General features: G+C 70.0%; 12 protein-coding genes. 5 read left to right on the top strand and 7 right to left on the bottom strand.

Going from position 1 to position 13782, the window contains the following annotated elements:
* Positions 1-26 precede the first annotated feature (26 nt).
* The 3 genes from RM1_RS24200 to ygfZ are packed head-to-tail and all read right to left on the bottom strand — an operon-like array spanning position 27 to position 2784.
* Positions 27-983, bottom strand: a complete 957-nt coding sequence (locus tag RM1_RS24200) for an asparaginase (protein ID WP_072754173.1) — start codon at positions 981-983, stop codon at positions 27-29.
* Positions 980-1660: an MOSC domain-containing protein gene (locus tag RM1_RS24195; protein WP_072754172.1), complete on the bottom strand. Its 681-nt coding sequence runs from the start codon at positions 1658-1660 to the stop codon at positions 980-982. Before RM1_RS24195 ends, RM1_RS24200 begins: the two co-directional genes overlap by 4 nt.
* Complete coding sequence (gene ygfZ / locus RM1_RS24190) at positions 1657-2784, bottom strand: CAF17-like 4Fe-4S cluster assembly/insertion protein YgfZ (RefSeq protein WP_072754171.1); 1128 nt, start codon at positions 2782-2784, stop codon at positions 1657-1659. The genes RM1_RS24195 and ygfZ overlap by 4 nt, the downstream gene beginning before the upstream one ends.
* A gap of 55 nt (positions 2785-2839) precedes the next feature.
* Between ygfZ and RM1_RS24185 the strand changes: the two genes are divergently transcribed.
* The 5 genes from RM1_RS24185 to cydC all read left to right on the top strand — a co-directional run bounded on the left by RM1_RS24185 (position 2840) and on the right by cydC (position 9827).
* On the top strand, positions 2840-3712 hold the full coding sequence (locus RM1_RS24185; RefSeq protein WP_072754170.1) for an aminodeoxychorismate lyase: 873 nt from the start codon (positions 2840-2842) through the stop codon (positions 3710-3712).
* 168 nt (positions 3713-3880) lie between these two features.
* Entirely contained in the window at positions 3881-5374 is a 1494-nt protein-coding gene (locus tag RM1_RS24180; protein ID WP_072754169.1) for a cytochrome ubiquinol oxidase subunit I, read from the top strand.
* A 14-nt stretch (positions 5375-5388) separates the two neighbouring features.
* The gene (gene cydB, locus RM1_RS24175) at positions 5389-6411 is read left to right on the top strand and encodes a cytochrome d ubiquinol oxidase subunit II (RefSeq protein ID WP_027503398.1); all 1023 of its coding nucleotides are present in this window, start codon (positions 5389-5391) and stop codon (positions 6409-6411) included.
* Positions 6412-8133, top strand: a complete 1722-nt coding sequence (gene cydD / locus RM1_RS24170) for a thiol reductant ABC exporter subunit CydD (RefSeq protein WP_072754168.1) — start codon at positions 6412-6414, stop codon at positions 8131-8133.
* On the top strand, positions 8130-9827 hold the full coding sequence (gene cydC, locus RM1_RS24165; RefSeq protein WP_072754167.1) for a thiol reductant ABC exporter subunit CydC: 1698 nt from the start codon (positions 8130-8132) through the stop codon (positions 9825-9827). Before cydD ends, cydC begins: the two co-directional genes overlap by 4 nt.
* A 275-nt stretch (positions 9828-10102) precedes the next feature.
* On the opposite strand, the gene RM1_RS24160 is transcribed toward cydC, so the two are convergent.
* The 4 genes from RM1_RS24160 to RM1_RS24145 form a co-directional block, all read right to left on the bottom strand.
* Positions 10103-11143, bottom strand: coding sequence for a type IV toxin-antitoxin system AbiEi family antitoxin domain-containing protein (locus RM1_RS24160; RefSeq protein ID WP_072754166.1), 1041 nt, complete (start codon positions 11141-11143; stop codon positions 10103-10105).
* Between the two features lie 156 nt (positions 11144-11299).
* On the bottom strand, positions 11300-12103 hold the full coding sequence (locus RM1_RS24155) for a heme-binding beta-barrel domain-containing protein (RefSeq protein ID WP_072754165.1): 804 nt from the start codon (positions 12101-12103) through the stop codon (positions 11300-11302).
* 2 nt (positions 12104-12105) lie between these two features.
* Positions 12106-12939 carry a sulfurtransferase gene (locus tag RM1_RS24150; protein ID WP_027503392.1) on the bottom strand — a complete coding sequence of 278 codons (834 nt, stop codon included), beginning with the start codon at positions 12937-12939 and terminating at the stop codon, positions 12106-12108.
* A 45-nt stretch (positions 12940-12984) separates the two neighbouring features.
* The gene (locus RM1_RS24145; RefSeq protein WP_072754164.1) at positions 12985-13470 is read right to left on the bottom strand and encodes a DUF4395 domain-containing protein; all 486 of its coding nucleotides are present in this window, start codon (positions 13468-13470) and stop codon (positions 12985-12987) included.
* Positions 13471-13782: the final 312 nt, after the last annotated feature.

Raw genomic sequence — 13782 nt, 5'->3', positions numbered from 1 at the left:
ACCCCAGGCCGGGTTGGGTGTCTGATTTATCTCAGAACGCCGGGAATCGCCCGGATCGTGCCCACCCGAACACCCCCACCCAGTACCGGTGGCGAGGCGAGTTCGGCCAGATCCTCGGTCCAGGCGACCCCGAGCCGATGCAGCAGCGCGGCCGTGAGCGGCAGTCGGGCGCGTTCGCCGCCGTCGTCGATCTTGAGCGCGAAGGAGGTGCCGTCGGGCAGTGCGCCCGCGTGCACCCCGTCGGCGCCCACCTTGCAGAGCAGGCCCGGTACGGCACTCATCAGCAGGAAGTCGTCGTGCCCGGTGCCGGACATCAGCCACGGTTGTTCGCGGACCGCATCGGCCACCGCCCGTTCCTGGCTGCCTGCGGCCGCGGTGGCCAACGCGGCGAATCCGCGCGCGAGGGCGGTGAGCGAGAGCGGCACGATCGGGAGGCCGCAGCTGTCGATGCCCAGCTCGGAATCCGTCTCACCCGCCAGTTCGGCAATGGTGTCCACCACTGCCGTCTGAATGGGGTGTGCGGGCTCCAGGTAGCTCTCCAGCGGCCAGTCGCGGGCGACGCAGGCCGCGAGCATCGCCGCGTGCTTCCCGGAGCAGTTCATGAAGATCCGCCGCGGTAGCGCCCCAGAGGCGAGCACGCGGGCCCGTGCGGTGTCGTTCGAGGGCAGCTCGGGCGGGCAGCGCAGCTGGTTCTCGGCGAGCCCGTTGCGGGTGAGCAGCCGGTGCACCACAGCCACGTGCTCGGGCTCACCCTCGTGGGAGCCGGCAGCGATCGCCAGTTCCCGGTTGTCGGCCGGGTCGAATCCGCTGCGCAGCAGGGCCACGGCCTGCATGAGTTTGTTCGACGAACGGGGGTAGATCGGGGTGTGTACCTCGCCGAGGGCCAGGATCACCTCGCCGTCCGGGTCCAGCACGACCACCGAACCGCGGTGCACGCACTCGCGGAAACCGGAGCGATCCACTTCGACCAGTTCGACGCTCAATACTCCACCTGCACCTTCCGTCCGGCGATCCGTCGGCGTGCCTTGTCTGCGACAGTAGGCGACAGGTCGGGCTGCTGCTCGAGCATTGCGGCCAGACCTTCCTGGTTCCGCCCGGTGAACAGGTCGCGCACGGTCACCCCGTGGGCAGGCACGTGCACGCGGTGGATCGCGTCGCCCGCGGTGACCAGGCCGCCGCGGACCACCCGCAGGTAGGCGCCGGTGTCGGCGCGGTCGGCGAAGCGCTTGACCCAGCGGGGTTCGCCGGACCACACGCCGAAGGTGCCGCACGGGGTCCGCGGGCCGCTCACCTCCAGCTCGGCCGCGAGATCGCCGTCACCCAGTCGCCAGCGTTCGCCGATCACCGCGTCGCTCGCGGCGATCCCGCTGACCCGGAGGTTCTCGCCGAACCAGCCGGCGGGCAGCGGGCGTCCCAGTTCCGACTCCCACCGCTGCGCCTCGTCCTGCTGGTACGCGTACACCGCCTTGTACGTCCCGCCGTGGAACTCGGTGTCGCAGATGTGGTCCCCGGTCAGCCCCGCGGGCCCGATCCGTACCGGCCCGTCGACCGGGCGCTTGTCGATCGCGGTGCGCGGCACCCGTTTGGTGCCGCTGTCGCGCTCGGCGTGCACCACGCAGACGGCCTCGACGCGACCGGTATCGCGCCCCGCGCCGCTCACCGGCCGCGCAACCGGTCGACGGCGGCCCGGCCCGCCTGCACGGCGTCGTAGCTCGGCCCCGAGTCGGCATCGATCGAGGCGGCCACCGAGCCGGCGAGCAGCGCGGTGTCGGCGGGCACGGTGCGCTTGATCAGGGCCAGTGCGATGGGGCCGAGCTCGTGGTGGTCGACGACGGTGCCCAGGTGCCCGACGGCCCTGCCGTCCGCGGTGACCGGGTCGCCCGGCTCCGGACGGGTGTCCGCGGAACCATCGAGATGCAGCAGCACCAGGTGCCGGGGCGGCTTGCCGAGGTTGTGCACCCGGGCGACGGTCTCCTGCCCGCGGTAGCACCCCTTGTCCAGGTGCACGGCCCCGTGCTCGGCGATGCCGCCGATCCAGCGGGCCTCGTGCGGGATGGTGCGCTCGTCGGTGTCCACGCCGATCCGGGGGCGCACGGCGGCCACCCGCAGGGCCTCGAACGCCCAACTGCCCGCGGGTGCGGCGCCCGCGGCTGTCAGCGTCTCCCACCAGTGGGAGAGCCGGTCGCGGGGCACGATCAGATCGAAGGCGTGCTCGCCGGGCCACGGCATCGAGCGCAGGAAGCCGCCGCCGGGCAGCGCAACCGCCCCGTAGACGGGCGGAAGTGCGGCGATGCCGAGCGCGGCAAGGAGTTTCGGCCTGCGCACGTCGGGGCCCAGCAGGCTGAGGACGGCCATCTCGGGCGCGGCGGCCGGCTCGGCCTTCGCCCAGAACACCATCTTCTGGAGGAAGGCCAGCAGGCCGGGGCCATGGGTGGGCTCGGTGTCGATCCAGGTGACCCCGTCCAGATCGGTGAGCACGAAGTGCTCCTCGACCCGGCCGTTCAGGTCGAGGCTCAGATTCTCCGCGGAACCGCCGTCGGGCAGCTGTGCGATGTGCTGGCTGGAGATGGTGTGCAGCCAGGTCAGGCGCTCGGCACCGCCGATGGAGAGCACGAAGCGATTAGAGCGGTCCACGATGGCGGCGCCGGTCTCGGCGTTGCGTTGCTCACGCAGCGGGTCGCCGTAGTGCCAGGCCACCCCGGCGTCGAGGGAATCATCGGGACCGGCGACGGCGCCGGAGAGGGACAGCAGCGGACTTGGGGCGACGCTCGGCGACTCGGACACAGTTCCATAGTAGGAGCGTCCGGCCTCCGCCGGTCGGTCGTCCTAGGCTGTTGGCATGGCCCCGCGCGTACTGGTGACCCTCGACGGCAAGGTGCACGACCCCGACGTCCCGCTGCTCTACGCGGACGACCTGGCGGCCGTGCGTGGTGACGGAGTGTTCGAAACCGTGCTGGTGCGAGGCGGTTCCCCGTGCACCATCGAGCTGCATCTCGAACGGATGAACTCCTCCGCGGCGGCGATGGACCTGCCGGAGCAGGACCTGGGCCGCTGGCGTGCCGCCGTGAAGACCGCCCTCGCGGAGTGGGACGGCGGCGGCGAGGGGCTGATGCGGCTGGTGCTCAGCCGCGGCCGCGAGATCGGTGGGGGGCCGACCGGCTACCTCACGATCGGCCCCATCGACGAGCGGGTCGCGGCCGCCAGGCGCGACGGGATCGCGGTGGTGACCCTGCCCCGAGGGTTCTCGGTGGAACTGGCGGCGCTGGCCCCCTGGCAGCTGCTCGGCGCGAAGACGCTGTCCTACGCGACCAACATGGCGGCGCTGCGGCACGCGAACTCGCTCGGCGCCGACGACGTCATCTTCACCAGCAGCGAGGGTCTCGTGCTCGAGGGCCCCCGCTCCACGGTCGTCGTCGCGCGCGGACGCACGCTGATCACCCCGCCGATCGATCAGGGGATCCTGCCGGGAACCACCCAGCGGGCGCTGTTCGAGATCGCGGGCGAGCATCGGTTCCGCACCGAGGTGGCGCCGCTGCGGCCCGCGGATCTCATTCTGGCGGACGGTGTCTGGCTGCTCTCGAGTGTGACTCTCGCCGCACGGGTGCGGGCGCTCAACGGCCGGGTGACGGCGGTGCCGGAGATCGCCGAGGAGCTGTCGGCGCTGGTCGACCTGTCGGCGGAGACCGTCGGGGCGATGCCGGACGCCGTCTGAGCGCGGTCGGGGACGGCGCGGGCGACTTGACTCCGCTACTACTGTCGGTAGTAGATAAAGGCCTGCGGCAAGAGGTCGCAGGACGTACCTTTTGAAGCGGGACTGAGGCGTCAGCCCACGACTCGGCCCCGGTCACGCCTGTCCTACGGGCACTGCATGGGAGAAGCCATGGACGCACTGGACGTATCTCGGTGGCAATTCGGAATCACCACCGTCTACCACTTCATTCTCGTCCCGCTGACGATCGGGCTCGCCCCGCTCATCGCGATCATGCAGACGATGTGGGTGATCACCAAGAAGGATCACTGGTATCGGCTCACCAAGTTCTTCGGCAAGTTCTTCCTCATCAACTTCGCACTTGGCGTCGCAACCGGCATCGTGCAGGAGTTCCAGTTCGGCATGAACTGGAGCGAGTACTCACGGTTCGTCGGTGACGTGTTCGGCGCACCGCTGGCCCTGGAGGGCCTGGTCGCCTTCTTCCTCGAATCCACCTTCCTCGGCCTGTGGATCTTCGGCTGGGGACGCTTGCCGAAACTCGTTCACCTGGCGACGATCTGGTTGGTCGCGATCGGTGTCAACGCCTCCGCGTTCTTCATCATCGCCGCGAACTCGTTCATGCAGCACCCGGTTGGCGCGCGGTACAACGAGGAGCGCGGTCGCGCCGAGCTGACGAGTATCTGGGAACTGCTCACCAACAACACGGCTTTGGCGGCCTTCCCCCACGTGGTGGCGGGCGCGCTCCTCACCGCGGGCACGTTCGTCGCGGGCATCGGCGGTTGGTCGATGGTGCGCAGCATGCGGAGGGCCAAGGAGGCCACCGATCAGGCAGTGGCAGCGGAGCACGAGAACACCGGCCGGACGATGTTCCGCCCGGTCACCATCCTCGCCCTGTGGGTGATGGTTGCCTCGGGTGTCGGCCTCGCGATCACCGGCGACATTCAGGCGAAGCTGATGTTCGAACAGCAGCCGATGAAGATGGCTTCCGCGGAATCGTTGTGCCACACCGAGACCGGTGCCGACTTCTCCATCCTGACGGTCGGAACGCAGAACAACTGCGAGAACATCACTCAGCTCATCAGCATCCCCGGTCTCACCTCGTTCCTGGCGAACGGCGACCCCAACTCCACCCTTCAGGGCGTCACCGAACTCCAGGCCCAGTACGAGGAGCAGTTCGGACCGGGTAACTACAAGCCCAACCTGTTCGTCACCTACTGGACCTTCCGCGCGATGATCGGCTGGGCCGCGGGCTCCGCCGTGCTCGCGGTGGTCGGGCTGTGGATGACGCGCGGCGGCCGGGTCCCGGACAAGAAGTGGTTCGGCTGGCTGTCCCTCCTGGCCATCCCCACCCCGTTCCTCGGTAACAGCGCCGGCTGGATCTTCACCGAGATGGGCCGCCAGCCCTGGGTGGTGCACCCGAATCCGACTGGGGTGGACCAGATCCGGCTGACCGTCGACCAGGGCGTGTCGGATCACCCGACCAGCCTCGTGGTCTTCTCGCTGATCGTCTTCACCCTCGTCTACGCCGCGCTCGGCGTGGTGTGGTTCATGCTGATCCGGCGCTATGCGATCGCCGGACCGTCCGACCACGACAAGCATCCGCCGGGCGATGAACAGGAGCCCGAGGAGCCGGGCGAGCCCAAACAACTGTCGTTCGCGTACTGAGGCGGGAGAAGACCATGGGACTTCAGGAATTCTGGTTCATCCTCATCGCGGTGCTCTTCGTCGGCTACTTCGTCCTCGAGGGCTTCGACTTCGGCGTCGGCATGCTGTTCCCGGTGCTCGGCCGCACCGACACCCGCCGACGGGTCATGCTCAACACCATCGGTCCGGTGTGGGACGGCAACGAGGTCTGGCTGATCACCGGTGGCGGCGCACTCTTCGCGGCGTTCCCGGAGTGGTATGCAACGCTGTTCTCGGGCTTCTACATCCCGCTGTTGTTGATCCTCGTCGCGCTGATCCTGCGGGTCTGTGCGATCGAGTGGCGCGGGAAGATCGACGACGACCGATGGCGGGCCAGGGCCGACTGGGGCATCATGATCGGCTCGTGGGTGCCGGCGGTGCTGTGGGGCGTGGCCTTCGCGAACATCGTGCGCGGCGTCGCGATCGACGAGAACAAGCAGGTGACCTCCGGCTTCTTCGCGCTGCTCAACCCGTACGCACTGCTCGGTGGGGCGACAACGGCCCTGGTCTTCGCGCTGCACGGGGCGGTGTTCCTCGCCCTCAAGACGGCCGACGAGGTCCGGGCTGATGCGGTGAAACTCGCTGCGCGGCTGTCTGTTCCGACGGTGGTGGTCGCAGGCGCCTTCGTGCTGTGGACCCAGATCGCCTATGGCAAGGGATGGACGTGGATCCTGGTCGCCGTCGCGGCGGCCGCCCTGCTCGGGGTGGTCGCGCTGACCGCGGCCGCGCGTGAGGGCTGGGCGTTCGTGCTCACCTCCGTCGCGGTGATCGCCACGGTGGTGCTGCTGTTCGGATCCCTGTTCCCGAACGTGATGCCCTCGACGATCGACGAGGCGTACAGCCTCACCATCTACAACGCCTCCTCGAGCCCGTACACGCTGAAGGTGATGACCTGGGCCGCGGTGATCATGACGCCGGTGGTGCTGATCTACCAGGGCTGGACGTACTGGGTGTTCCGTCAGCGGATCTCGACCAAGCACATCCCGCCGTCGATCGGTCTGCCCCTGAAGACGCGCTAGATGTCGCTCGACGCACCGGCCGCGCCGGCGGAGCCCTCCCGCAGGCGCGGTCCGGTGGACCCCCGGCTCTGGCACTACTCGAGGTCGGCCCGCGGCTACCTGCTGCTCACGGTGGCGTTGTCCCTGGTCACTGCGGGGACGGTCATCGTCTCGGCGCTGATGATCGGCACCGTGCTGGCCGGGGTGATCACCGACCCCGACGCGCGGACGCCTGCCGCGTGGGGCACCGAACTGGCGGTGCTCGCCGCCGCGGTCGCGGTGCGGACGGTGTCCACCTGGGCGCACGCCCGATTCGCGCATCGTTCGGCATCGAGGGTCATCGGGGAGCTCAGGGGCGAGGTGCTCGCCGCGGCAGGCGAACTGCCGCCGCGTGAGCTGGACCCGCGGCGGGGTGAGCTCGCCACCGTCCTCACCCGCGGGATCGAGGGTCTGCGTGCGTATCTCACCGGCTACCTGCCCGCGCTGATGCTGGCGGTCACGGTCACGCCGCTCACCCTGCTGGTGATCCTGTTCGCCGATCGGACCTCCGCGGTCATCATCGCGCTCACGCTGCCGCTGGTGCCGGTCTTCATGATCCTGATCGGGCTGCTCACCAAGGGCAAGGCGGCCGCCTCGCTGACCACGATGACCGCGCTGTCCGCGCAGCTGCTCGACCTGCTGGCCGGCCTGCCGACGCTGCGGGCGCTCGGCCGCGAACGGGGCCCGGCGGCGCGGGTCCGCGCACTGGGCGACGCGCACCGGCACACCACCATGTCGGCGCTGCGGATCGCGTTCCTGTCCGCGATGGTGCTCGAGCTGTTGGCCACGCTCTGCGTCGCGCTGGTCGCGGTCAGCATCGGCCTGCGACTCGTGTTCGGCGGCATGGAACTACGCGGCGGCGTGATCGCGCTGATCCTCGCCGCCGAGGTGTACCTGCCGCTGCGGATGGTCGGCGCGCAGTTCCACGCCGCCGAGGACGGGATGGCGGCCGCGGAGAAGGCCTTCGGGGTGCTGGACGACCGGGACCCGGTCGTCGCGGGGGAAGGCGATCGCGCCGTGCCCGACGGCCCGATCGTGCTGCGCGGGGTGGGGATGCGGGCCCGCGGGCAGTGGGCCCCGCGCGGGCTGGACGCGGTCCTGGAACCGGGCCGGGTCACCGTGCTCACCGGCGCCAACGGATCCGGCAAGTCCACCGCGCTGCACCTGATCCTCGGCCTCGCGGCCCCGGACGAGGGCGAGGTGTCGGTCGGCGGGGTGCCCGTTCGCGCACTCGACGCCGAGCAGTGGTGGCGCGAGGTGGCGTGGCTGCCGCAACACCCGGTGTTGATCCCCGGCACCCTGCGCGAGAACCTGGAACTCACCGGGCCGGTGACCACCGATGTCGATGCCATCGACAGGGCCTGCACGGCAACGGGATTCGATCAGGTACTGGCCGATCTCCCGGACGGCTGGGAGACGCGGGTCGGGGTGGGCGGACTCGGTCTCTCGCTGGGACAGCGGCAGCGGCTGGCGCTGACCAGGGTGCTGCTCTCCGACGCGAGGGTGGTGCTGCTCGACGAGCCGACCGCGCATCTCGATCCCGCGACCGAGGCGACGGTGCTCCGGTCGGTGTGCGGCCTCGCCGCCCGCGGCCGCACCGTGGTGATGGTCGGGCACCGTGACACGGTGCTCCGGGCCGGTGACGTGGTGGTGACGGTCGAGGGAACCGACGGTGTGGACCGGGACTCGGAGGTGCAGGCATGAACGGCGATCCGCTGCTGCGCGCCCTCCGGCTGCTGGACCTGCGGCCGGGCCGGGTCCTGTCCGCCGTCGCGGCCGGGGTCGCGACCCTCGGCAGCGCGCTCGCCCTGGCCGCGCTGTCCGCCTGGCTGATCACCAGGGCCTGGCAGATGCCGCCGGTGCTGGATCTCTCGGTCGCGGTGGTCTCGGTACGGGCCCTCGGCATCTCGCGCGGTGTGTTCCGCTACCTCGAACGACTCGCCACCCACGACGCGGCGCTGCGCGGCACAACCGCGGCCCGCGAACGGATCTACCGCCGGCTCTCCACCGGCGACCCAGCCGCACCGGCCGGGTTGCGCCGAGGGGACCTGCTCGCGCGCACCGGGGCGGACGTCGACACCCTCGGCGACGTGGTGGTCCGGGCGCTGATCCCGATGGCCGTCGCCGCGATACTTACGGTCGCGGCGACCGTCGGGCTGGCGCTGATCTCGCCGGCCGCGGCGCTGGTACTGGCCGTCGCGCTCGCGGTCTCGGGGGTGCTGGCTCCGGTGCTGTCCGCGAGGGCCGCGCGGATGGCGGAGGCGGACGGCGCGGTCGCGTCGGCGCGGTTCAGCGAGACCGCGGTGCTGGCCCTCGACCACGCCGCGGAACTCCGCGTCGCGGGCCGGCTCGGCGAGACGGTCGGCGCCGCCAACGACTGGGAGGCCCGCGCGATCAGGGCCACCGACCGGTCCGCGGTCCCGTCCGCCTTCGCCGCCGCCGCGACGCCGCTCGCCATCGGGGTGAGCGTGCTCGGGTCGCTGCTGATCGGCATCTCGCTGTACGGCCCCGACGGCGGGGCCCCTGGCGAGATGACCCCGATGGCGTTGGCGATCCTGGTGCTGGTGCCGCTCGCCGCGTTCGAGGGGACGGCCGCGCTGCCCGCGGCGGCGGTCGCGCTGACCAGGGCGAGGCTCGCGTCGGTGCGCATCATGGACCTGCTCGACCGGGCGGGGGATCCGGTGCCGACCGGGGGTGCGCCCGTCGAGGGGCCGGTGCACCTGCGTACCGAGAACCTGCGCTGCGGGTGGCCGGGCGGCGCGGTGACCGAGCCCCTGGACCTGCACCTGGCGCCGGGCGCCCGGGTCGTTGTCGTCGGACCGAGCGGCGCGGGCAAGACCACGATGCTGATGACCCTCGCGGGGCTGCTCACCCCCGTCGCCGGTTCCCTGACGGTGAACGGGACCCCGGCCGGATCGGTCGACGCCGGCTCGCTGCGTCGCGCGGTGGGGTTCTTCGCCGAGGACGCCCACCTGTTCGACACCTCGCTGCTGGAGAACCTGCGCGTCGCGGACGGCGAGCTGGACGAGGAGGGCGCGCGGGCGGCGCTCGAGAAGGTCGGGCTGGGGGACTGGGTTTCGGGGCTCCCCGACGGCGTGCACACCTCGCTGGCGTCGGGGGGCCGGTCGGTGTCCGGCGGCCAGCGTCGGCGCCTGCTGCTGGCGCGGGCCATCGCATCGCCCGCGCGGGTGCTGTTGCTGGACGAGCCGACCGAGCACCTCGACGCGGAGGCAGGCGCGGCGCTGCTTCGGGGCCTGCTCGACCGCGGCGCAGGCCTGGTGGACCCCGGTCGCACGGTGGTCGTTGTGACGCATCAGCTGCCCGCGGACACCGGGGCCGACCTGGTGATCGCGGTCGGGAGCGAGTCGGCATCCGCGCAGGAAGAGGCGACGATTTAATCGATTGCCAGGCCCTCGCGGCGGGCGTACCTTCGTCCGTACACGAGGAAGGAGGTGGTCTGAAGTTGAAGAACTACAGGACGCGTGAGGTGGCTGTCAGCTAGCCGCTACCGCTGACGGTGGGGTTCCATCAACCGCGCATCGCGGCTGGCGAATCCCAGGCAGCTACCCGGCCCCCGAGTCCCCGGTCGAGTCCGATCGGGATCCGTGCGACAAACGTCCGCGCACGGGTACGGCTCGGGGGCCGTTCTGCGCTCCGCGCCTGTGTGCGATTTTCACCCCACCAGGGGTACCGATCGCGCACAGTTCGGGCAGGGGTTGGTGCCCCGCCACCCGCTGCGTTCGAGCACCGTGCGCACCTCACCGGCCACGACACAGGGGTCGTCGGTCACCTCTTCCCAGCCGTAGATGAGCTGGTCCGTCCCGGCAAGGGTCGCCGCGTTCGTGCGGCGACGATCGCGGCGGCGCACCTTTCGCGATGAATGCCACTTGTGTCCGTCGAGGCGAACAACCGTGTCCATCCCGGATAGGGAGTATGTGACGTCTTCGTAGAGCGTCACTCCATCGACGATCACCGGGCCTTGGCGCGTCGCGTCGGGAAGTCCGTGTGCCTGCTCGACGTCGACGGCGTAGTGGGACTCGAGCACCGACTGGATCCCGCCGGCGATCGCCACGCATGCGTCGTCGATCGCGCGGTTGAACCGTCGCGGTTTGCGTTCAGCGATCCGGGATCGCAAACGGGACAGCTGGATTCCGCCATTGGTGACGCTGGCGATGACGGATCCGTAGGCCTGCCGGGCGGTGGGCTGAGCCACAGCGAGGTCGATCGCGGTGTCGGCGAGGGAGGTACGGGGCGGATCGGTCGGAACCGAGATGTGGTCGTAGGCCCTGGAACGGTGCACGACCACGCCAGGATGCAGTGTGTCGCCGGTTCGCGGAACAGGCTCGTGTGGGCGGGTCGGACGTCGAATTGCGGTGGTCGACTGATGATGGGCGGAGCGCCCGTAGGGCACGGTGATGTGCGTTGGTGAATCGGGGGAGATGGGCAGAAGGCCCCATTCCTCGGCCGCGGTGTCATGGCTGAGGATCGCCGCGCCGCCCCCATAGAGCAGTGCCGCGCGCAGCGACATCGGTCTGGACAGGGGACCGGTGGTGACCGCGTAGACACCAAACAGGAGGCGCTGCCACTGGCCCGACTCCACGAGGTACTGGACGTGTTTGCGGGTGTAGCCATGCGCGCAGGCCTGGGTGGCTGACAGGACTCCGTGTTGAGCGTCGAGTAGTTGTCGCAGTGCAGGTTGGGTGGGATCGGTCATGCAACGGACGGTTGCCCGGACCAGTGACAGCGTGGCTGGGCGACACCGCACCACGAGGCCTGGCTGTGGATGAATTCACTCCTGTGCACGACCAGGACTGTGAGCGAACTTCACCCCAGCTGGGGTATCGATCGCGCACGGGCGGCGAAGCCGCTGCTAGCCGATGTATCGGGAGAGGCGGGCCGAGAGGTGCGGCTTCAGCGGACCGTCGGCGAGGATGCGCTCCTCGACGTAGGCGAGGTCGCCGCCCTCGATGATGCCGTACAGGCGCTTGGCGCCGCCGACGAGGGCGCCCTGCTTGCTGCGGATGACCACGTCGGTCGCGAGCTCCCAGCTGGACTGGGTCAGCGCCTGGCCGTAGTACAACTCGACGACCCCGGAGCTGTGCGTGAGCAGCAGCTCGACGGTCTCCTCGTCGATGCTTCCCGGGATGCCGTCTCCCGCGACGCGCCAGTATCCGCTCTCGCGCAGGTCCGGCCGGACGTACTCGCCGTCGGCGTCTAGGACCCAGGTCTGCGAATCCCAGTGCAGGTAGTTGCCGCCGTCGTGCGAGACCACGATCTGCTGACCGAAGCGGTACTCGCCGTCGGTCGGGTTGTTGGCCTCGCCCTCGCCGCGCCAGACGCCGACCAGGGGGAGCAGCGCGAGCATGCCGGGGTTCAGGTCGGGGCCGAGCCGCAGGTTGGCGGTGTCCTCGGGGATGGGGAGGCCGGGCAACACCGGGATGTTGCGCGCGCTGGTTTCCTTCGCGCGCTCCTCGGCGGCGGCGAAGAACCGGAAGTCGCCGGTGCCCGAGGCCACGACCTCGGCGGTGAACTCGCCGGTGCCGTCGAGCAGGCGGACGAACGCGCCGCCGACCGGCTGGCCGTCAGCGGCCAGCACGCGGCCGGTGATGACGGTCTCCTTCTCGACGTCCACGCCCGCGGGCAGGGTCTGGCCCTGAACAGGTGCTCCACACATAACTAGGCTCCCAACTCGATCGGTGCACCCACGAGGGAGCCGTACTCAACCCAGCTGCCGTCGTAGTTCTTGACATTGTTCTTACCGAGGATCTCCTGCAGCACGAACCAGGTGTGGCTCGAGCGCTCGCCGATGCGGCAGTAGGCGATCGTTTCCTTGCTCTCGTCGAAGCCCTTCTCGGCGTAGAGCTTCGTCAGGTCCTCGTCGGACTTGAAGGTGCCGTCCTCGTTGGCGGTGGTGCTCCACGGGATGTTGATGGCGCCGGGGACGTGGCCACGCTGCTGCGCCTGCTCCTGCGGGAGGTGCGCGGGCGCGAGGATCTTGCCGGAGAACTCGTCGGGCGACCGCACGTCGACCAGGTTCTTGTTGCCGATGGCGTTGATGACCTCGTCGCGGAAGGCGCGGATGGAGGTGTCCGGCTCGCCGGCCTGGTAGGTGGTGGCCGGGCGGACGACCTCGTCCTTCGACAGCGGGCGGCCGTCGAGCTCCCACTTCTTGCGGCCGCCGTCGATCAGCTTGATGTCCTGGTGGCCGTACAGCTTGAAGTACCAGTACGCGTACGCGGCGAACCAGTTGTTGTTGCCGCCGTAGAGGACGACGGTGTCGTCGTTGGCGATGCCCTTGGCGGACAGCAGCGCGGAGAACTGCTCGCGGTTGAGGAAGTCACGACGGACGCCGTCCTGCAGGTCCTTGCGCCAGTCGAGCCGGACAGCACCCTCGATGTGGCCACCGTCGTAGGCCGAGGTGTCTTCGTCGACCTCGACGAAGACCGTCTTCGGTGCGGTGAGGTTCTGCTCGGCCCAGTCGGCAGAGACCAGGACGTCGGAGCGAGCCATGGTTTTCCTTTCGATACTTCTTGCGTGGGTATGAGGTGGTGCGGCCTAGACCGCGATCGAGGTCGACCTGCGGAAGCGGGCCACGAGCGGGTAGATCTGGCAGCCGAGGCAGAACGCGAAGGCCGCGTTCAGCAGCGCGGCGAAGAGGGCGAACCCGGTGGCCACGGTGCCGATGACCGTGAGGCCGGTGAGGAAGCCGATCACGCCGACGACGGCGAAGGCGAGCCCGACGAGCTGGGCGAACCGCAGCGGGGCGACCGGCTCACGCTCGGTGACCGGGGACAGCCGCGGTGCGACGAACCGGGCGAACAGCTGACCGTACGGGCTGTTGCGGGGGCCGCGGGCCGCGCCGAGCCCGAAGACCACGGCCTGCGCCGCGAGCAGCAGGCCGGCCGCGACCAGGGAGAACGTCGACAGCACGAGCACGGCCACGAGGACACCGGTGGTGATCCAGGCCGCGAACCGCGGACCGCGGACATCGACCTGGTCGGCACTACCGGTGCGGGACCGGGAGGTGGTGGAGGTGGACATGGGAGAGAGCTCCTGCGCTTGAAACGGATGCCTTGACGTGCGGAGATGAACCGCGGGTATTCCGGATTGCGATCACGGCGCGATGCTCAGGCAGAAGGTGCCGGATGAGCGGAGAACGTCAGCCGTGTAATCAGCAGCAGGTACAGCAACAACCGCCGAGGCGGCACAGATCAACTGTGCGGCGTCGGGTGAGCATGAGCTCCTGGCTGGTTTGCACGAGGAGCAGCTTACCCGTTTTCGAGCGGGTGTGAATCCCCGGGTCCGCACAGGGGGAGCAGTGCGGCCCGCAGATCGGCGGCGGTCGGGACTCCT

The organism is Rhodococcus maanshanensis NBRC 100610 (genome assembly GCF_001894865.1).
GTDB classification, from domain to species: Bacteria; Actinomycetota; Actinomycetes; order Mycobacteriales; family Mycobacteriaceae; genus Rhodococcus_G; species Rhodococcus_G maanshanensis.
The sequence above is the reverse complement of the archived record's forward strand: the minus strand, read 5'-3'. Positions and strand labels throughout refer to the sequence as shown.